This window comes from Paractinoplanes hotanensis, assembly GCF_023717965.1.
GTDB lineage: Bacteria > Actinomycetota > Actinomycetes > Mycobacteriales > Micromonosporaceae > Actinoplanes > Actinoplanes polyasparticus.
Genome location: NZ_JAMQOL010000049.1, coordinates 1 through 17,609, shown reverse-complemented (window position 1 = coordinate 17,609; position 17,609 = coordinate 1). Strand labels below are relative to the sequence as shown.

Below are 17,609 nucleotides of genomic sequence, written 5' to 3'. Positions count from 1 at the left end.
GGCGCGTTCGCCCGGCTGGTGGGTCGCCGTCGCAGGATCTGATCGGGGGCGCCGTACGGCGTCGAGCCCTGCTAACCTCCGGCGGTGATCCTCCGCCGTATCGCCAGCGTGCTCGGCTTCACCGTCGTCCTCGGGGGTGTCGCCGCCACCCCCGCCCATGCCGAGCCCGTCCACTCCGGCGTGCGTGAGATCTTCGCACCGGCCGAGTTCCCGCAGGGCTACACGTGGAAGCTGACGCTGCGCGCCGACGCCTCGACCACGGGCGGGGACACCCTGCCGATCGATCCGTCCCGCCTCGCCGTCAAGCTCACCATCCCGGCCGGTGTCACCTACGCCCCCGGCGAGGGCGAGTCGTCCGGCCCCTGCGACCTGGCGGACGGCGTCCTGACCTGCACCTCCACCGAACAGCCGCCGGCCGGCAGCATGTTCACGTCGCTCGTCTTCCCGATCGAGCTCCTGGTCGGCCAGGACACCCCGATCGGCACGAAGCTGCCGTTCACGCTGACGTTCGACGTCGAAGGCGGCCAGGAGGACTGGCCCGTCGACAACACCCGCAGCTGGGAAAGCACCGTGGCCGGGTCGGCCGACATGGGCATCGCCGTGAAGGATCTGACGGTCGCTGAGGAAGCGGTCACCTACACGGTCGTGCTGCACAACTACGGTCCGCAGACGACGACGAAGTTCACCTATCACGAGACGTTCCCGGTGACGAACTGGCACGGGACCGGCGTCGGGCCGGGCGCGTCGTGCCGGTTCACCAGCGGCAAGAACCAGTGCACGGTGCGGCAGGCGCTCGCCCCCGGGCAGGAGACCGAGATCAAGCGTACGGTCCCGATCGCCGCCAACTCCCCGTGGCGCGGCACGAAGGTGCCGGTCGAGCTGTACGTCTTCGACTCGCCGTCCAACTTCGCCGGCAGCGAATGGTTCGTGAACACGATCAACCCGGACAACGACAAGACCAGCTACGTGGCCGACCTGACCGGCCTCGCACCGCCCGCGTCGCCGTCGCCCAGCCCGTCCCCGTCCCCGACGGGCGGCACCGCGGCGCCCGCGCCCGGTGACGGTGACGGCGGTGGTGGTGGCGGCCTGCCGATCACCGGCGCGGCCACGATGCCGTTGCTGCTCGGCGGCGTGCTGTTGCTGGTCGTGGGCGCGGGCGCGGTGCTGCTGGGCCGGCGCCGCCGCTCCTGACGCGGCCGATCAGTTTCCGGCGCCGCGACCGTCTCAACAACCATGGCGAAACTTCTGTACTCCGCGACGATGTCCCTGGACGGCTTCATCGCCGGCCCCGACGGCGACATGACCTGGATGGCCGAGCTGCCCGACACCGGCCCGCACGCGGTGGCCGACGGACTGTGGCAGCAGATCGGCTCCCTGCTGACCGGCGCCCGCACGTTCTTCGGCAACGACCCGAACGAGGGCACCGACCAGGAGGGCGCCTTCGGCGGCCTGTGGTCGGGCCCGCAGTTCGTGCTGACCCACAACCCGCCGGACAGCCCCGTCCCCGGCACCACGTTCGTCACCGGCCTGCGCGAAGCGGTGACCGCGGCCCGGGCCGCCGCCGGCGACCGCTACGTCAACGTCCTGGGCGCCGACGTGGCCGCCCAGTGCCTGACCGCCGGCCTGCTCGACGAGATCCTGGTGTTCGTCGCTCCCGTCCTGCTCGGCGACGGCACCCCGCTGTTCCGCCACCCCGGCGGCCGGGCCGTGCCCCTGGAAGAGATCTCGTCGACGCCGGGACCGATCCCCTCCGTCTGGTACCGCGTTCCCCGCTGAGAGGCCGCCCGTGTCCGAACGCATCGTCAGCCCCGCCGGTCGAGGCTTCCTGCTGGTCGACTCGCACCCCGCCGGCTGCTTCCGCACGGTCGCCGACATGCGGGAGCAACTCGGCGCGGCCCGGGCGCCGGGCAAGAAGCCGACCGCCCTGGTGATCGGCTCGAGCGCTGGGTACGGACTGGCAGCCACCGTGGCCGGCCTGACCCGCCACGGCATCGAGGGCATCGGGATCGCGTTCGAACAACCGCCCGGCCGCCGCACGGCAACCGCCGGCTGGTACCGCACGATCGCCACCGCGAAGCTGTCGCCGGCGTTCACCTTCCTCAACGCCGACGCCTTCGCCGACACCACCAAGCGGCAGGCGCTCGACCTGATCGCCGACCGGTTCGGCGGCCTCGACGTCCTGATCTACAGCGTCGCCGCGCCCCGCCGCACCGACCCCCGCAGCGGCACCACCTACCAGTCGGTCATCAAGCCGCTGGGCGCCGAGCACACCACCCGGACCCTGGCCTTCGACCGCGACGGCCGCCCCGAACTGCGGGAGGTGACCGCCCAGCCCGCCACCGAGGAGGAGGCGGCGGCCACGGTCAAGGTGATGGGCGGCGAGGACTGGTCGTGGTGGATCGAGGCGCTGGCCGCCCGCGGCCTGCTGCGCGACGGGTTCACCACCGTGGCCCTGTCCTACATCGGGTCGAAGCTGACCTCGGCCGTCTACCGCGACGGCACGATCGGCGCCGCCAAGGTCGACCTGGAGAACACCGCAGCCGCCCTCACCGAGCGGTTGACCCCTGTCGGCGGCCGGGCGTTCACGTCGGTCAACGGCGCGGCCGTCACCCAGGCGTCGACGGCCATCCCCGGGATCGCCCTCTACGTCAGCCTGCTGCGCAGCGTGCTGGGCGACCGCATGCGGTCCCCGCTGGAGCAGTCGGTGCAGCTCTGGGACCAGCTGACCGGCGCGGCCCCGCCGGATCTCGACGACGAGGGCCGGATCCGCTTGGACCGCTGGGAGCTCGACCCGGCGGTGCAGGCCGAGGTGGCCCAGCGCTGGGCCGTACTCACTCCGGCCACGGTGGACGAGGTGGCCGACATCGCCTGGTTCCGCCGCCAGTTCCGGTCCCTGTACGGTTTCGACGTCCCCGGCGTCGACTACACCGCCCCGGTCGAGACGGACCAGCCCTGGCCCGCCTGATCCAGCGCCGCCCGCACGGACTCCGGTGCGGCGGGGAGCAGGGGGAGGCGTACGTCCGGGGTGGCGATGCGGCCCTGTGCGTACAGGACGCCCTTGATGACCGTGGGGTTGGGCTCGGCGAACAGGGCTGCCGACAGCCGGGCCAGACGGTGACCGAGGGCCGGTTCCCAGGCGCGCGTCAGTGCGGCGTATTCGGCGGTGGCGAGGTGGGCCGAGGCCAGGATGCCGCCGTGGGCGCCCAGTGCCAGCAGCGGGGAGATGAAAGCGTCGTCTCCGCCCAGGATTGCGAAGCCGGCGGGCGGGTCGGCCATCAGGGTGATCGTGTCGGCGTCGATGCCGCCGACGGCCAGCTTCATGCCGGCCACGCCCGGGATCGCGGCCAGCCGGCGGACGGCGTCCGCCGTCAGGGGCTGGGCCGTGCGGTACGGGACGTGGTAGATCACCAGCGGCACCGGGCTTTCGGCGGCCAGGGCCGTCAGGTGGGCGACCACCCCGTCGGCGCCGGGCCTGACGAACGGGGGCACGAGAGTCAGCGCGGCCGTGGCCGACGCGGGCGCTGCGCGTAGTGCGCCGGCGTCGTTGGCGCCCACTATCAGCTGGGCGTCGCGGCAGACGTCGGCGAGGACGGTGAGGACGGACGCGCGCTCGGCGGGGGTCAGCGACGACGGCTCGCCGGTGGTGCCGAGCGCGACCACGCCGCTCGCCCCGGCGTCGAGCACGTCGGCGGCCAGGCGCTCCAGCGCGGGCAGGTCGACGGTGCCGTCCGGGGCGAACGGGGTGATCAACGGGACGTGGAGGCCGCTCAGAGTCATGCGGTCACGGTCTCAACGCGTACGCGTAAGGTCTATTTAATTCTGCTCGCCGACACTTAAGCGGTGCTGAAGTAAGCGGCGCACGCGATGTTGTCCGGCGCGCCGGCCTCGCGGGCAGCGGCGATCAGTTGCCCGACAGCCTCGTCCGGGGACTGCGCCGAGGTGAGCACCGCCCGCAGCGTGTCCCGGGGCACGACCGCCGACAGCCCGTCCGAGCAGAGCAGATACCGGTCGCCGGGCAGGGCCGTCCGCAGGGCCAGGTCGGCCTCGACGCCCTCGCCCCAGCCCAGCGCCCGCACGAGCAGCGCCCGCTGCGGATGCCCGGCCGCCTCCGACGCGGACAGTTTGCCCTGTTCGACCTGCGTCTGCACCCACGTGTGGTCCTGGGTCAGCAGCGACAGCCCGCCGTGGCGCAGCAGGTAGGCCCGGGTGTCGCCGATGTGCACGAGCGCGAGCTGCGACCCGCGCCGCAGCACGGCCGTCAGCGTGGTCACCGGCTCGTCGTCCGGGCTCAGGCCCCGCACCGTACGGTCGGCCGCCGTGACCGCCGAGGCCAGCGCCGTCAGCAGTTCCGCGCCCGGGCCGGCCGTCAGCTCCAGCGGTTTCAGCGCCTCGATCGCGGCCGCCGCGGCGGCCGCCCCGAACGGTCCCCGCGTGCCGTCGGCCACGGCGACCAGGTGCTCACCCGCGTACGCCTGATCCTCGTTGGTGTCGCGCCCGACGCCCGGGTCGATGCCCGCGGCGAAACGGTAGTCGCTCATGGTGGTGTCCTTCCCCGACAGATGCTCGACGAGGGCGGACGTCAGCCGGGCGCGAGCCGCCGTGTCGGCGCTGACCTGCTGCCAGAACCCGGCGACGGCGTCCGCGGCCTCCGCCGGCGGCAGCGCGCACACCTCCCGGATCTCGGCCAGCGGCATCCCGATCTCGCGCAGCTGCGCGACCAGCCGGGCGTGCGCCACCTGCGACGGGTCGTAGAACCGGTAGCCCGATTCCGCGTCGACCGCGGCCGGCGCCAGCACGCCCAGCTCGTCGTACAGCCGCAGCGCCTTGGGCGTCAGCCCCGCCGCGCGGGCGAACGCCCCGATCGTCAGCAGCCCCACCGCGACATCCTCCTCGTGCCGGTCACCGCGACCGGCACGAGTCACCCTCGGCCTTGCCCGAGGGTCAAGGTCAAGGTCGCGGCCCGGATCGTCAGGTACCGCTTCTCGGGTTCGCTGGCCGTCGCCGCCGCGGCCAGCCGGTACTGCGCCACCGCCCCCGCGTGGTCGCCGGCCAGCTCGAGCAGGTGCCCGCGGGTCGCCGGGACCCGATGGTGTTCGTTCATGGAAACGCTGTCGACCAGGGCGAGCCCGGCCGCCGGCCCGTCGACCATGGCCACCGCGATCGCCCGGTTCAGCGCCACCACCGGGCTGCCCGTGATCCGTTCCAGGATCCCGTACAGGGCGGCGATCTGCGGCCAGTCCGTGGCGTCGACCGAGGCGGCCCGGTCGTGCAGCGCCGCGATCGCCGCCTGCAGCTGATATTCGCCGACCCGGCCGCGCCGGAACGCCGCGTCCAGGACGGCCGTGCCCTCCTTGATCCGGCCGGCGTCCCACCGCGTCCGGTCCTGTTCGGCCAGCGGCACCAGGTCACCCCCGGCATCCGTACGGGCCAGGCGCCGCGCGTCGGTGAGCAGCATCAACGCGAGCAGGCCGGCCACCTCGCCGTCCTCCGGCAGCCGATCGTGCACCAGGCGGGCCAGCCGGATCGCCTCCGCCGCAAGCCCGACCCGATGCACGGTCGTCCCGGCGCTGCTCGCGTACCCCTCGTTGAAGATCAGGTAGAGGACGCGCAGGGCCGCCCCCAGCCGCGGCGCCCCGCCGAACGGCGCGCCCGACGCGCGGATCTGCTGCTTGGCCCGGCTGATCCGCTGGCCCATGGTCTTCTCCGGCACGAAGAACGCCCGCGCGATCTCCCCGGTGCTCAGCCCGCCCACCGCCCGCAGCGTCAGCGCGACGGCCGACGTGTCGCTCAGAGCCGGATGACAGCACAGGAAGAGCACATCGAGCGTGTCATCGCGGTCCACCGCAGACCCGGCCGCTTCCCGCCGTTCCGCGAGAACCTCGCGGCGGCGCCGGGCCTGGTCGCCGCGCAGCTGGTCGAGCACCTTGCGCTGCGCCGTCTGGATCAGCCAGCCGCGCGGGTTCGCCGGCGTCCCGTCCACCGGCCAGCGGGTGGCCGCCGCCAGCAGAGCCTCCTGCACCGCGTCCTCGGCCGACTCGAAGTCGCCGAACCGGTGGGTGAGCACGCCGACGACCTGCGGCGTCAGCTCGCGCAGCAGGTCGATCACCGCTCGGACCCGAGGGCCTCGAAGTCGGCGGCCTCCATCACCCGCCGTACGCCGATGGGCTGCTGCAGCGGCACCCCGCCCGGCCCCGGCACGGCCGAGATGCGGGCGGCGATCTCGAAGGCGCGCTGCTCGTCGGCCACCTCGACGAGCTGGAAGCCGGCCAGCATCTCCTTCGACTCCGGGAAGACGCCGTCGGTGACCACGGGCGCGCCGCCGTCGCTGACGACCTCCTTGGCGAACTCGGGCCCGGTCAGCGCGTGCTGGTCGACCAGCTCCCCGCTGTCGAGCAGCTCCTCGCGCAACGCCCCGTAGTAGTCCATGTGCGCCTTGACGTCGCCCGGCTTCCACTCGTCCATCGGCGTCTCGACCGCACCGGGCCGGTGATCCACGATGAGCAGGTACTTCGGCATTGCTGTCTCCCGTCCTCGTTCGTGCTGTCACCGGTTGAACGGAGCCGCCCGACGGATTTCTACCTCACCGGCGAACAATTCTGGGGGCGCCCGGATCCGAGTGGTCGATCAGCACATCGGCCCGTTCCTGCGGGCGGCAGGCCGCGAAATACAACCGCTGCCCGCCGACGTACCGGGCCAGGCTCGGATGGCCCGGATCGGGGTGCGAGCCGTCCCGCGCGGCCATCCGCGGCACGGTCACCTCGAACGGCGCGTCCAGGAAGATCGTGAACTCCCAGCACCCGCGCAACTCGTCCCGGTGCAGGAACAGCCCGTCCACAATCAGCACGGCGTCGTCCGGCGCGGTCTCCCACTCCAGATCCAGAGCCGCGTCCGTACGAAGGTCGTGCACGCCCCGCCGGAAGCGGCGATCACCCCCGGGCCCGAGCGGCTCCAGCACGGTGCGCCGCAGCGCGGGATAGTCATAGCTGTCCAGCCAGAACCCCTCGGCCGACTGGCGCCCCCGCCGATGACGCACCGCCCGCGGCTGATGGAAGTCGTCGGCCGACACCTGAACGACCTCCCGGCCGCCGGCCCGCAGCGCCCCGGCCAGCTCGGCGGCGAACGTGGTCTTCCCGACCCCGTCCACCCCGTCGACGGCGACTCGGGCCGCTCCCGCCGGAACGAGCCCGGCGACGCGAACAGTCGTGGCAGAGATCGGCGGCCTCCCGGCAATGTGACCCGTCATGGACCTGGACATCTTCTACCGCCACCAGCCCGCGGTCGAGGCCGGCGTGCAGATGGCCCTGACCTGCTGTACGAGCTGGTGGCCGCGCTCGGCGGGCCGGGCGACGGAGCTGCCGGCCGCCTCCGGGCCGGTCGATCTGATCTGGTGCCGCGACGTGCTCGTCCACGTCACCCCGCTCGACCGGGCTTCCGCCGGGTCCTGCGCCCCGGCGGCCGGGCCGTCGTCCACCAGATGTACGGCACTGCGCTGCCGGCCCCGGCCGAGGCCGAATGGCTCTTCCCGACTATGGGCGTGGCGCCCGCCAACGCCGACCCGGCGACCACCGCCCGGCCGAGAATCGCACGCCCTGAACCTCGGCTGTGTAGTTGTGAATCAGCAGACCTCGCAGGGCTGGTCGGAAGGCCGGGCAGCTGGTCTCGGTGACGCCCGGGGCCGGAGGTCGCGCTCGGCCGCCGATAGAACCCGGCGATCTCCTTCATAAGGTGGGAGGGTCTAACAATTCGGTCAGCGCTGCATGATCCAGGTGGGGAGCGGAGTCTCGATCTCGCCGGTCACCTGCCAGCCGGCCCGGCGGTAGAAGTCGACGTTGGCGGGGTTGCTGGTCTCCAGCACGGCGGGCAGGCCGTCGGCGGCGGCCCGGTCGAGGCCCGCGTGCATGACGGCCTGCGCCCAGCGGCGTCCGGTGTGGTCGGGATGGGTGCCGAGCACGCCCAGATACCAGAACGGCTCGCTCGGCAGAGCGGCGTGCACCGCCTCGTCGTACGCACGGACCCGCTCCACCACGTCGGCCGGCAGCACCGACTCGAGCGCGCCACCGGCGTGCGTGACACCGGGCGGCTCCCAGATGGCGGTGGCGGCGCCGCCCTGGATCGTCCAGATGGAGCGGTGGCCGACGCGCTTGTCGAAGCAGGCGCCGAAGAACGCCTCGGCGTAGCGGGGGTACGTGTCGTCGTCGGGGAAGACGTTGCGCAGTGCGGGATCTTTCACGAACGCGGCGACGAGAGCTTCCAGGACGCCCCGGCGGTCGTCCGGCCCGGCAACAGTGATCACAGGGTGGCAGCCTATCGCGCGTAATCGCGTTGCGTGTCCGCCTCGGGACGGGCTCACTGCACGCATGCTCTCGACTTCGCCGCCGCGTACGACGAACTGAACCCGGCCGACAACGACCACCGCTTCTACGCCGCCCTGGCCGCCCGGCTAGGCGCCACCAGCGTTCTCGACCTGGGCCGCGGCACCGGCACGCTGCACGACCTGCGCCGGGCGCTGTCCTTCTCGTACGGAGATGGGGACGGAAAGCCGGAGGCGGCGATCACACCCGAGATCATCCTCGTCGCACAAACGCCTGTTTGCACAAACGACCGCTTGTATTAGAGTGCGGTGCATGCCCCCTTCCGAGCTGGACGCCTCGTTCGCCGCCCTGTCCGACCCCGTGCGCCGGGCCCTGGTCAGCCGGCTCGCTCGGGGGGAAGCCACGGTGAGCGAGCTGGCCGAGCCCTTCGCCCTGACCCAGCAGGCCATTTCGCACCACGTCGGCGTGCTGCGCCGTTGCGGCCTGGTCGAGCAGCGCCGCGAGGGCACTCGCCGCCCCTGCCGCCTGCGAGCCGATCAGCTGGCGCTGGTCGGCGGTTGGATCGACGAGCAGCGGCGGGTCTGGGACGACCGGCTCGACGTCCTCACCCGGCATCTCGAGGCGCAGTGACCGCCCGCCTGCACGGCGACGAGCTCATCGCCTCGCGCCATCTGCCCGCCCCGCCCGAGCGGGTCTGGGCGGCCTTCACCTCGGCCACCGGCATCGCAGCCTTCTGGGGTGGGTCGCACGCCACCGTGCCCGCCGGCTCGGTGCGCGTCGACCTGCGACCGGGCGGCTCGTTCCGGCTCGACACCGTCGCCCCGGGCAGCCGGGCCGGCCGGTTGTCGTTCGTCTACGTGACCGTGTCGCCGCCGCGCGAACTGGTCTTCGACGAGCCGCGTACCGGCCTGCGCACGACCGTGACCCTGCGCCCGGCCCCCGGCGGCACCGACCTCACCGTCCACCAGAAGCGACTGCCTCCCGAACTGCGCACCACCCAGGCCGCCGACGGCCTGGCCGCCATCCTCGACGCCTTGGCCACCCACCTGATGGAGACACGATGACCGCACAGCGCGACCTGGTCGCCCAGTACTTCGACGGCTTCCGCACCAGCGACCACGCCCGGATCCTGGCCACCCTCACCGAGGACGTCGAGTGGGTCATCCACGGCCACCGCACCACCCGCGGCAAGCGTGACTTCGACGGCGAGATCGAGAACCCGGCCTTCACCGGCAGCCCCACCCTCGACCTGCAGCGCGTCTACGAGGACGGCGCCACCGTCATCACGACCGGCGAGGGGCAGGGCGCGACCGTCGACCACGGTCCCTTCCGCTTCGCCTTCAACGACCTCTTCACGTTCCGGGACGGCCTGATCGCCCGGGTCGACTCCTACGTGGTCCCGCTGCCCTAGACCCGTACGGCGGCCAGTTGGATGCCCTGCGCCACCAGGTTGTCGCCGTCGTCCCAGACCTCGACGATCTCGTCCATGCGCCCCGAGGTGATCTCGTTCGAGTGCATGACGACACGCACCGGCCCGGGCACGGGCAGCCGCCGCACGTACGCGGTCAGGCTCAGCGTCGGCGCCCAGCCGGTCACGCCGAGGGTGAGCGACACCGGCGGGGCCGGGTCGGTGGCGATCAGCAGGCTCAGCGGATCCCAGTCGGCGCCGTCGGCCAGCCGCAGCCAGCCCGCGACGCGTCCGTCGCGCGACGGCTGCCCGGCCGCGAAGCCGAACACGGCCGGGTCGTGCCGGTGTTCCACCACGTCGAGCAGCGGCACCGGGAACAGCGAGCCGGGCGCGTTCGCGGGCAGCAGGAAGCAGTCCTGTTCGGCGGGCAGGTCGGGCGCCTTGGCGCGGCTCCAGAACGGTTCCGCCGTGTCGAGCGTGCCCTGGGTGACCAGCGCTTCCGCGCACGGCTCCCCGTCCTGCACGAGCCGGGCCCGGTACTGTCCCGCCGTACGCCCGGCGCGAAGCGTCTCGACCTCGACGTGGGCCGGCCCCGGTGCCGGTGGGCGCAGGAAGGTCGTCGTCATCGCCACCAGGTGGGGGAGCGGGGCGACGGCCGCCACCGCCCGGCCGAGGACAGCCATGAGGTAGCCGCCGTGCAGCTTGTCGCCGACCGCCCACTGGGCATCGAGGTCGGCTCGCAGATCCTGGTCGACGGCGGTCGCCTCGCGAAACGTCTTCATCCTGCCACCTTACGATCGGCCCATGCGCAAAGCGATCTTGTTGGATGTGTTCGGCACCCTCGTGCGGGACGACGGCGCGGGCGCGGCAGCCATCGCCGCCGAGGTGGCCGCTCGGTCCGGCGCGACCGCGGACGAGGTCGCCCGGGAGTGGGAGACGCGGCTCTGGGCGATGGCCGAGACCGCGTACGGCGAAGGCTTCCGTACCCTCGACGACCTCAACGCGGGCAGTCTGGCCGCGGCGGCCGCTCATTTCGGCGTACGGGTGGATGCCCCCGCCCTGTGCCGTGCGGCCCAGGACCCCTCGCCCGCGCTGTTCCCCGACGCGCGGCCGTTCCTGGACGCGGTCGACGTGCCCGTCTGCCTGGTCTCCGACGCCGACCGCGACCACCTCGACGGCATCCTGGAGCGGCTCGGCATCACCGTCGACCACGTGGTCACGAGTGAGGACGCCCGCGCCTACAAGCCCCGCCCCGAACCCTTCGAGACGGCTCTGCGCCTGCTGGGCGCGGCACCGGCCGACGTGGTCCACATCGGCGACTCACCCGCCTCCGACCTGCTGGGCGCGGCCGGACTCGGCATCCCCGCGATCTTCGTGAACCGCACCGGCCGCGACCTGCCCGACGGCCTGTACCCCCTGCGTACGGTGCCGTCCCTGTCACTCCTATCATCCTAGGATGGCTTAGGCACGGAGATCAACGACACACAGGACGGACGACCCTCCGGGCCGCCCGCGGCTCCGACCAAAACCCTTTGCTCGGCGCGCCGAGCGGCCGGACGATCGGCAGCATGCTGAGACCTGAGGTTCTGGAGTACTACCGCCGCGGGGGCGAACGGGGCCGGCTGAGCTCCGGCGCCGGGCGGCTCGAGTTCCTGCGTACGTGGGACGTGCTGACCCGCATGCTGCCGCCCGCCCCGGCCGAGGTGCTCGACGTCGGCGGCGCGACGGGCGTGTACGCGGCGCCCCTGGCGCAGGCCGGTTATCGGGTGACCGTGGTCGACCCGGTGCCCGAGCATGTGGCGGTCTCGGCCGGGTTGCCCGGGGTGCAAGCCGTGGTGGGTGATGCCCGCGATCTGCCGGCGGGGGATGCGAGCGCCGATGTGGTGCTGCTTCTCGGGCCGCTGTATCACCTGCAGGAGCGGCCGGATCGGTTGGCGGCGTGGCGGGAGGCGGCCCGGGTGGTGCGGCCGGGTGGCGTGGTGGTGGCCGCGACGATCAGCCGGTTCGCGTCGTTGTTCGACGGGTTCGTGAAGGGGTTCTTCCGGGATCCGGGGTTCGGCCCGCTGGTCGAGCGGACGCTGGCCGAGGGGCGGCACGGCAATCCGCGGGAGGTGCCGCGCTGGTTCACGAGCGCCTATTTCCACCGGCCGGAGGAGTTGCCGGTCGAGGTGGCCGAGGCGGGTCTGGTGTTGCGGCGGCTGGTGTCGGTGGAGGGTCCGTTGTGGATGAGCCCGGCTGCCCTGGCCGATTTTCTCGACGATCCGGCGTTGCTGCTGGACAGGTTGCGGGAGGTCGAGGACGAGCCGAGTCTGCTGGGGGCGAGCAGTCATCTGCTGACGGTGGCGGCCCGGGAGAGTGCCGGGGGGGCTGTGAGAAACTGCCGCGCGTGGCTGACGACAAGGGCGGGCTGGAGGCTCGCGCGCTGATCGCCGCCGAGGGTGGCGGCTGGTCCGGTCTGCTGTTCGACAATCCGGTGATCGGGTTGTCCCCGGCGCTGACGTGGACGTGTTCGGTTCCGCTGGAGCCGGTGCGGGGGGAGCGGGCTGCGCTCGACCTCGACTGGTTGCCGTGGGCGGCAGCCGACTGGCGGGCGATGGCCGGGGCCGAGGTGTCGTGCGCGTCGTTCGCGGAGCCGGCCGAGGCGAGTGTGTATTTCCGGGGTCATCACCGGTACGACCGGGTGGCGGTGCGGGTGGCCGAGCAGCGGGGCGACCGGATCCGGGTGGTGGCGTCGGTGTCGGGTGACATCGACGGTCTGGGCCCGGACGAGGTGGCTGTGGACACGTGGCTGGCTTTCCGGGGTTTCACGGTGCAGCTGAGTGATGTCTCGTCGGCGGCTGCGGCGCTGGACCGGTTGTCGGCGTTCACCGTGACGGATGGTTTGGCCGAGGTGGATGATCCACGGGGCATCGCGTTCCGCTTCCAGCCCCGATAGCGTCACGGCATGGCCGATGCGGTGGTGATTCCTGGACGCAGGTTCGGGCCCGGTTCTCCGCTTCCGATGTATGCGGGCGATGTGGCGGAGAAGCGCGGCGCGGTGGTGCATCGGTACGAGTGGACCGGGGAGCCGCCGGGTCCGGGGCCGGGCGTTGAGGCGTGGGTGCAGGGTGAGGTCGCCCCGGTGCTCAAAGGACTGCCGGGCCAGCCGTTGCTGATCGGGAAGTCGCTGGGGTGTTTCGCGGCGGGTCTGGCGGCGGACCGGAGTCTGCCGGCGGTGTGGCTGACTCCGGTTCTGACGGCGGTGTGGCTGACGGCGGCGTTGGAGCGGGCGACGGCGCCGTTTCTTCTGGTGGGTGGTTCGGCCGATCCGCTGTGGGATCCTGCTGCGGCGCGGCGGTTGTCGCCGTATGTGGTGGAGGTGCCGGCGGCCAACCATGGCATGTATGTGCCGGGTCCGTTGACGGACACGATCGCGGTGCTGGCGCGGATCGTGGTGGCGGTCGAGGAGTTCCTGGACGAGGTCGGCTGGCCGTGAGTAATCCGGTTTCGGGCCGGGGCGGCTTTTGGCAGGGTGGGGCCATGGGTCGTTCGGTGCGGGTGACGGTGCGGGGCAGTTTCGACGGTTTGAGCGAGGCGCAGATGGCGGAGTTGCGGGCGGAGTCGGCGGCTCACGACTTCATGAACACGCAGTACACCGCGGAGGGGTATCTGGCGTACGACCTGCCGGCGCGGCCGTTCTTCACGTTCCGGTTCGCCGAGGAGGTGGACGGCCCCGACGAGGTGCCGGCGGCGGGTGTGCGTGCGCAGTCGAAGGCGGAGGCCTGGATGGCCGGGCGCGGCTATCCGATCAAGGGTGTGTCGGTGCAGACGGTCGACATGGCCGAGGTGCCGCTGGGCAAGCGCGGCCGCCGGGAAGCCAACCGTCTGCTCTGACCGGCCGTACCCTGCTGGGTCAGTCGTCGTCACTGTCGGTGAGGATGGCGCCGGTTACCGCGTCGACGTCCAGTTCGTTCTCGTTGCCGCGCAGCCGGAACTCCATCTCCCAGATGGGTCCGCCGGCCCGCTCGTCGAGTTCGGCCTCCAGCACCCGGGCGCCGGGGAACCGGCGGGTCACGATGTCGGCTGCTTCGACGGCGTTGACCGGCCGCGGGCCGAACTTCGCGTCCAGTTCCGGATCGATCTCGATCTCGAATCCGGCCGAGGTGCTCCGCCGATCCGCGGAGTCGCCGGCCATCGCCAAAGCGGTACCTGCGCTCAAGGGCACGACAACGCCCACGACGGTGACCGCGACCAACAGACTTCTCCGCATCAGATCCTCCAACTGCCGGGGCCGCCGCATCGACGGCCAAGGACGCCACCGGTCGACGGGTGACGTCGGGCAGTACGGGGGATCGGGGCCTGCGGACGCGGCCCCGGCGAATGTCTGGCTTTTCCCTGGCCAGTTCCTGGCAATCGACGTCGTCGGCTGCCTGCGACAAGGCGATCGGGTGCCCACGGCTGCGGTGGCGGGCCGTTGGTGGCCGGTGGGCGAGTCGTAGCTACGGGAATCGTCCAGGGGCTGGGCAGGGTCTGTCCGGGCACGAATCCGGAGTCTGGTGACGGCACGTCTACCGCTGCGTACGGCTGATGCGGTGGAGGTTGACGTGACAGAGACAGCAGCGCAGGAAACGTGGTCGTCGGCGGACATCGCCCGGGCGGTGGACGCGGTCCTGCGGGAGGCCGGTGGCGACCGGATGGCCGGCGTGCGGATCGCGCACGAGTTCGGCCGCCACGTTTTCGTGGTGCAATTCGTCCGTGGCACCTGGCTGTGCGCCGCGGACGTCGACGCGGTCACCGGCGAGGTCATCTCGATCGCGGACGAGGGTCTGCCCGTCGCGCAGACGGACATCGCGGGCGAGGTGACACCCGCGACGACGGCGCAGCTGGCAGTTGACACTGTGTGGGATGTGCAGGCGACCGTGGAGGACCCGGCCACGGGATACGTGGCGACCGACGCGGGGATTGCCGTGGTTCGGCTGTGCCGCGACATCCACTGGACGGTGACCGTCGAGGACCATCACCCGACGGGTTTCGCCGCCACCCGGCGGCCGGCGGCGGTGCCTGGCGGGGTTCTCGCCAGCACCGCGGACGGCCGGGTGTTCCGGATGGACATGGCGGGACGCCTGGTGTGGGAGACGCGGCTGCCCGGCTGTTCGCACAGCGTCGCCGCTGACATCGCCTCGATGCGGGCACTGGTGGCCACCAATGCCGGCGTTGTGGAACTCGATGCCCGTACCGGCACGTTCCTCAGCCTGTTCGGCGGGCCCGCCCGGGCGGCGGCGTTCCTGCCCAACGGCAACCGGGCCGTCGCCGGGCACCGCGGTGACCTGCTCGTCACCACCTCCTCGGGCGAGACGCTGTGGCAGATGGAACAGGGCGAACTGCCGGAGCGGCTGTGGGCGCGCCGCGACCGGCTTTTCGTATCCGGTGAAGGCGGGGTCAAGGAGATCGTGGTGGGCGAGGGGGTGGTGGCCCGCTGGTCGGCGCCGGGCGCCGTTCAGCCGCGCGGCGGACCCCCGGCGGTCGGTCTCGTCGCCGCGGGCGGTCAGCATGATGATCGGGACGTCGCTGACCTGCCGCAGCCGCCGGCACACGTCGATGCCGTCGATGTCGGGCAGTCCGAGATCCAGCAGCACGAAATTTCGGAGCGGGGCGCTCAACGCCGCGGCGCCGGTGCCCACCCGGTCGGTGGTGATGCCGTACCGGCTCAACCCGTCAGCGAGCGGCTCAGCGATCGACTCGTCGTCCTCCACCAGCAGAACCCGCACCATGACCTCCTCGACCAGCGTTGTCCCCGCGATGACAGATACGGAGCAGGCCACCTCATGGTTGGACCCGCGCAGCCGGACCACCCGTACCGATCCCTGTGATCCGCCGCTTGCTGTTGACCTATGTGTCGCTCACCCTGGTCGTCCTGGCCGGCCTGGCACTGCCGTTCGGCTACGTCTACCAGCGCCAGTCCGATTCCAGCTGGGCGAGCAACAGCACGCGCTCGCCCAGCTGGAATCGGACTGGCGCTGGTCTCCAAACTCGCCGAAGCCAGCGGCGGGCGCTCCCGGCTCGACGCCGCCGAGCCCACCGGCATCGACGCCGTCGTCGCCCTGCGCGCCTGACTCCCGGCACCCACAACCTCGGCGGAGGATAGTGGGCGGCCATCAGCGCCGGCAGCCACCCACGCCATCACGGCGACGGCTGGCCTGCGAGTACCTGCTCTCGTCGCGGGTGATCCGGCCCGGGGTGATCCTGCTGCTGCGCCGGGTGGCCGCGGCCCGGGCACGCGCCCGGACGGAGACCTGGACCCGGGTGAAGCACCTTCTCACCGACCGGCGCTGCGCCGAGTTGGATCTGCTGCTGGTCCCGGACGCCTATCTCGGCCGCACGCCGCTGGCGTGGCTGGGCGTGGGGCCGACGTCGTCGAGCCCGGCCGCGGTGAAGGCAGAGCTGGAGAAGCTGACCTACCTGCGCCGCCTTGAGGCACACACCATGGCCCTGTCGATCTACACCCACGTCTCCGACCAGCACTCCACCTTCGACACCAAAGTGATCGTGGCGACCGCGCCCGAGTCGCACTATGTGTTCGACGGGCTACTGGGCAACGCCACTGACCTGCCGACCTTCGAGCACGCCACCGACACCCACGGCGCAACATTGGCCAACTTCGCCCTGTTCGACCTGGTCAGCAAGCAACTCTCGCCGCGGATCCGGGACCTCGGGAAGATCGCCCTGTACCGGACGGGGCCCGCGCCCACTTCCTCGACCGGCACCCGCGCACCGGGCCGCTGCTGACCCGGCGGCTGAACCTTAACCTGATCACGGACATGTGGGACGACCTGCGGCGCGTCGCCGCCAGCGTGCAAGGCGGACACGCCATCGCAGCCCTGGTCGTCGGCAAGCTGTGTTCCTCCAAACGGCAGCAGAACGCGCTGACCAGCGCGATCAAAAAATACGGGGCGCTGCGCCGCACCGTCTACGCCACCCGGTACCTGGCCGACGGGACCTACCGGCGGCGGATCGCCCGGCAGCTCAACAAGGGCGAGAACCTGCACGCCCTGCGCCGCTCTCCTCTGGCCTACGCGAGCGAGGGAGCACTGCGGCACCGGCATCACGAGCAGCAGACCGAGCAGATGTGGTGCCTGACCCTGGCCACCAACGCGATCGTGTGCTGGTCCACGGAGTATCACGGGCTCGGCGTGGCCGCTCTGCGCCGCACCGGCCGCCAAGTCGACGACGAGGTGCTGGCCCGACCCACCACGAGAACGTGCATATCTACGGCACCACTCCGTCGACATCGATGGTGAACTCGCCCAGCTCGACACCGACGGCTACCGGCCCCTGCGGATGGCCGAGACCGGCGGGGCGGGCATCTGACCGTCCGTCACCAGTCACCTGGGACGTGTTCGGCGGATCGCCGCCAGCGTGCGCCGTGGTCCGCCGAACACGTCTTCAGGCACCGATCGACTCAGGAGACGGGCACCGTGAGAACGGTCGGGTTCCCTGTGCTCCAGAGGCCCCGGATACGGCGGTGGCTGATCTGCCAGCCCTGCTCGGTACGCCGGAAGGTGTCGTCATAGGTGCCGCCCAACAGGAACTGCTCTCCACCTCGCACGTGCTGGGCCGTCATCGTGGCGTGGGTGGTGGCGGCGTCGCCGTCGATGCTGACCTCGATGTTGTGCACGGCATGATGGGTCGCATCGAGCGGCCCCAGGAAAGCCCGCGTGCCCTCGACGATCTCCGCGCGCCCGCTGGCGGCGGCGTTGACGTAGTCGCCCTGGGCATCCTCGGTGTAACCGGCCGCGAGCAGGTCCCAGTCCTTGCTGTCCATCGCGCGGGCGGTCCGGTACAGCACGTCGGTGATGGCGGCGCGGTCGAGCAGTTCCTGAACGTCGTTGCTGTGCATGGTGGTTCTCCTG

General features: G+C 71.9%; 23 protein-coding genes and 1 pseudogene. 13 read left to right on the top strand and 11 right to left on the bottom strand.

Annotated features, from left to right (window positions below; translation table 11 throughout):
* The first annotated feature begins 84 nt into the window (after positions 1-84).
* Genes LXN57_RS33660 through fabV form a run of 3 tightly spaced genes read left to right on the top strand, consistent with a single transcriptional unit; the run spans position 85 to position 2,965 of the window.
* Complete coding sequence (locus LXN57_RS33660; protein ID WP_251802259.1) at positions 85-1,191, top strand: hypothetical protein; 1,107 nt, start codon at positions 85-87, stop codon at positions 1,189-1,191.
* A gap of 42 nt (positions 1,192-1,233) precedes the next feature.
* Positions 1,234-1,776, top strand: coding sequence for a dihydrofolate reductase family protein (locus LXN57_RS33655; protein ID WP_251802258.1), 543 nt, complete (start codon positions 1,234-1,236; stop codon positions 1,774-1,776).
* A 10-nt stretch (positions 1,777-1,786) separates the two neighbouring features.
* Positions 1,787-2,965, top strand: a complete 1,179-nt coding sequence (gene fabV / locus LXN57_RS33650; protein WP_251802257.1) for an enoyl-[acyl-carrier-protein] reductase FabV — start codon at positions 1,787-1,789, stop codon at positions 2,963-2,965.
* On the opposite strand, the gene LXN57_RS33645 is transcribed toward fabV, so the two are convergent.
* The 7 genes from LXN57_RS33645 to LXN57_RS33615 all read right to left on the bottom strand — a co-directional run bounded on the left by LXN57_RS33645 (position 2,923) and on the right by LXN57_RS33615 (position 8,293).
* Positions 2,923-3,777, bottom strand: a complete 855-nt coding sequence (locus tag LXN57_RS33645) for a dihydrodipicolinate synthase family protein (RefSeq protein ID WP_251802256.1) — start codon at positions 3,775-3,777, stop codon at positions 2,923-2,925. The two genes, fabV and LXN57_RS33645, sit on opposite strands and share 43 nt — an antisense overlap.
* 56 nt (positions 3,778-3,833) lie before the next feature.
* Positions 3,834-4,877 (bottom strand): MerR family transcriptional regulator, encoded by a 1,044-nt coding sequence (locus tag LXN57_RS33640; RefSeq protein ID WP_251802255.1) that lies wholly within the window; start codon positions 4,875-4,877, stop codon positions 3,834-3,836.
* 41 nt (positions 4,878-4,918) lie between these two features.
* Positions 4,919-6,106: an RNA polymerase sigma factor gene (locus tag LXN57_RS33635; RefSeq protein WP_251802254.1), complete on the bottom strand. Its 1,188-nt coding sequence runs from the start codon at positions 6,104-6,106 to the stop codon at positions 4,919-4,921.
* Complete coding sequence (locus LXN57_RS33630; RefSeq protein WP_251802253.1) at positions 6,103-6,516, bottom strand: YciI family protein; 414 nt, start codon at positions 6,514-6,516, stop codon at positions 6,103-6,105. Before LXN57_RS33630 ends, LXN57_RS33635 begins: the two co-directional genes overlap by 4 nt.
* A gap of 64 nt (positions 6,517-6,580) precedes the next feature.
* On the bottom strand, positions 6,581-7,243 hold the full coding sequence (locus LXN57_RS33625; RefSeq protein WP_251802252.1) for a nucleoside/nucleotide kinase family protein: 663 nt from the start codon (positions 7,241-7,243) through the stop codon (positions 6,581-6,583).
* 15 nt (positions 7,244-7,258) lie between these two features.
* Complete coding sequence (locus LXN57_RS33620) at positions 7,259-7,471, bottom strand: hypothetical protein (protein WP_251802251.1); 213 nt, start codon at positions 7,469-7,471, stop codon at positions 7,259-7,261.
* Between the two features lie 276 nt (positions 7,472-7,747).
* The gene (locus LXN57_RS33615; RefSeq protein ID WP_251802250.1) at positions 7,748-8,293 is read right to left on the bottom strand and encodes a GNAT family N-acetyltransferase; all 546 of its coding nucleotides are present in this window, start codon (positions 8,291-8,293) and stop codon (positions 7,748-7,750) included.
* A gap of 33 nt (positions 8,294-8,326) precedes the next feature.
* Here LXN57_RS33615 and LXN57_RS33610 point away from each other — a divergent pair, with 33 nt between their 5' ends.
* The 4 genes from LXN57_RS33610 to LXN57_RS33595 are packed head-to-tail and all read left to right on the top strand — an operon-like array spanning position 8,327 to position 9,723.
* Positions 8,327-8,614: a hypothetical protein gene (locus LXN57_RS33610; protein WP_251802249.1), complete on the top strand. Its 288-nt coding sequence runs from the start codon at positions 8,327-8,329 to the stop codon at positions 8,612-8,614.
* A gap of 10 nt (positions 8,615-8,624) precedes the next feature.
* Complete coding sequence (locus tag LXN57_RS33605; protein WP_251802248.1) at positions 8,625-8,942, top strand: ArsR/SmtB family transcription factor; 318 nt, start codon at positions 8,625-8,627, stop codon at positions 8,940-8,942.
* On the top strand, positions 8,939-9,376 hold the full coding sequence (locus tag LXN57_RS33600) for an SRPBCC family protein (protein ID WP_251802247.1): 438 nt from the start codon (positions 8,939-8,941) through the stop codon (positions 9,374-9,376). The genes LXN57_RS33605 and LXN57_RS33600 overlap by 4 nt, the downstream gene beginning before the upstream one ends.
* Complete coding sequence (locus LXN57_RS33595) at positions 9,373-9,723, top strand: nuclear transport factor 2 family protein (RefSeq protein WP_251802246.1); 351 nt, start codon at positions 9,373-9,375, stop codon at positions 9,721-9,723. Before LXN57_RS33600 ends, LXN57_RS33595 begins: the two co-directional genes overlap by 4 nt.
* On the opposite strand, the gene LXN57_RS33590 is transcribed toward LXN57_RS33595, so the two are convergent.
* On the bottom strand, positions 9,720-10,502 hold the full coding sequence (locus LXN57_RS33590; RefSeq protein WP_251802245.1) for a thioesterase family protein: 783 nt from the start codon (positions 10,500-10,502) through the stop codon (positions 9,720-9,722). The genes LXN57_RS33595 and LXN57_RS33590 overlap by 4 nt on opposite strands.
* 22 nt (positions 10,503-10,524) lie before the next feature.
* Between LXN57_RS33590 and LXN57_RS33585 the strand changes: the two genes are divergently transcribed.
* The 5 genes from LXN57_RS33585 (at position 10,525) to LXN57_RS33565 (ending at position 13,593) form a co-directional block, all read left to right on the top strand.
* The gene (locus LXN57_RS33585; protein ID WP_251802244.1) at positions 10,525-11,175 is read left to right on the top strand and encodes an HAD family hydrolase; all 651 of its coding nucleotides are present in this window, start codon (positions 10,525-10,527) and stop codon (positions 11,173-11,175) included.
* Between the two features lie 113 nt (positions 11,176-11,288).
* A complete protein-coding gene (locus tag LXN57_RS33580) occupies positions 11,289-12,146 on the top strand; it encodes a class I SAM-dependent methyltransferase (protein ID WP_251802243.1) in 858 nt (285 codons plus the stop codon).
* A complete protein-coding gene (locus LXN57_RS33575) occupies positions 12,107-12,655 on the top strand; it encodes a hypothetical protein (protein WP_251802242.1) in 549 nt (182 codons plus the stop codon). Before LXN57_RS33580 ends, LXN57_RS33575 begins: the two co-directional genes overlap by 40 nt.
* Before the next feature lie 9 nt (positions 12,656-12,664).
* On the top strand, positions 12,665-13,195 hold the full coding sequence (locus LXN57_RS33570) for an alpha/beta fold hydrolase (RefSeq protein ID WP_251802241.1): 531 nt from the start codon (positions 12,665-12,667) through the stop codon (positions 13,193-13,195).
* Between the two features lie 44 nt (positions 13,196-13,239).
* Positions 13,240-13,593, top strand: coding sequence for a DUF6204 family protein (locus LXN57_RS33565; protein WP_251802240.1), 354 nt, complete (start codon positions 13,240-13,242; stop codon positions 13,591-13,593).
* 19 nt (positions 13,594-13,612) lie between these two features.
* Here LXN57_RS33565 and LXN57_RS33560 read toward each other — a convergent pair whose 3' ends face one another.
* Complete coding sequence (locus LXN57_RS33560) at positions 13,613-13,969, bottom strand: PepSY domain-containing protein (RefSeq protein WP_251802239.1); 357 nt, start codon at positions 13,967-13,969, stop codon at positions 13,613-13,615.
* A gap of 298 nt (positions 13,970-14,267) precedes the next feature.
* Entirely contained in the window at positions 14,268-15,470 is a 1,203-nt protein-coding gene (locus LXN57_RS33555) for a response regulator (RefSeq protein ID WP_251802377.1), read from the bottom strand.
* A gap of 721 nt (positions 15,471-16,191) precedes the next feature.
* On the opposite strand from LXN57_RS33555, the pseudogene LXN57_RS48230 reads away from it, so the two are divergent.
* A pseudogene (locus LXN57_RS48230) lies at positions 16,192-16,997 on the top strand (Tn3 family transposase); the annotation flags it as partial.
* A gap of 161 nt (positions 16,998-17,158) precedes the next feature.
* On the opposite strand, the gene LXN57_RS33540 reads toward LXN57_RS48230, so the two are convergent.
* Positions 17,159-17,609, bottom strand: a 451-nt coding sequence (locus tag LXN57_RS33540) for a nuclear transport factor 2 family protein (protein WP_251802236.1), incomplete at its 5' end; no start/stop codon positions are given.

Bases quoted from the DNA above. Each gene is read 5' to 3' on its own strand.
- LXN57_RS33655 (WP_251802258.1), top strand. From the start codon at position 1,234: ATGGCGAAACTTCTGTACTCCGCGACGATGTCCCTGGACGGCTTCATC.
- LXN57_RS33645 (WP_251802256.1), bottom strand. From the start codon at position 3,777: ATGACTCTGAGCGGCCTCCACGTCCCGTTGATCACCCCGTTCGCCCCG.
- LXN57_RS33630 (WP_251802253.1), bottom strand. From the start codon at position 6,516: ATGCCGAAGTACCTGCTCATCGTGGATCACCGGCCCGGTGCGGTCGAG.
- LXN57_RS33625 (WP_251802252.1), bottom strand. From the start codon at position 7,243: ATGACGGGTCACATTGCCGGGAGGCCGCCGATCTCTGCCACGACTGTT.
- LXN57_RS33605 (WP_251802248.1), top strand. From the start codon at position 8,625: ATGCCCCCTTCCGAGCTGGACGCCTCGTTCGCCGCCCTGTCCGACCCC.
- LXN57_RS33595 (WP_251802246.1), top strand. From the start codon at position 9,373: ATGACCGCACAGCGCGACCTGGTCGCCCAGTACTTCGACGGCTTCCGC.
- LXN57_RS33590 (WP_251802245.1), bottom strand. From the start codon at position 10,502: ATGAAGACGTTTCGCGAGGCGACCGCCGTCGACCAGGATCTGCGAGCC.
- LXN57_RS33585 (WP_251802244.1), top strand. From the start codon at position 10,525: ATGCGCAAAGCGATCTTGTTGGATGTGTTCGGCACCCTCGTGCGGGAC.
- LXN57_RS33580 (WP_251802243.1), top strand. From the start codon at position 11,289: ATGCTGAGACCTGAGGTTCTGGAGTACTACCGCCGCGGGGGCGAACGG.
- LXN57_RS33570 (WP_251802241.1), top strand. From the start codon at position 12,665: ATGGCCGATGCGGTGGTGATTCCTGGACGCAGGTTCGGGCCCGGTTCT.
- LXN57_RS33565 (WP_251802240.1), top strand. From the start codon at position 13,240: ATGGGTCGTTCGGTGCGGGTGACGGTGCGGGGCAGTTTCGACGGTTTG.
- LXN57_RS33560 (WP_251802239.1), bottom strand. From the start codon at position 13,969: ATGCGGAGAAGTCTGTTGGTCGCGGTCACCGTCGTGGGCGTTGTCGTG.
- LXN57_RS33555 (WP_251802377.1), bottom strand. From the start codon at position 15,470: ATGGTGCGGGTTCTGCTGGTGGAGGACGACGAGTCGATCGCTGAGCCG.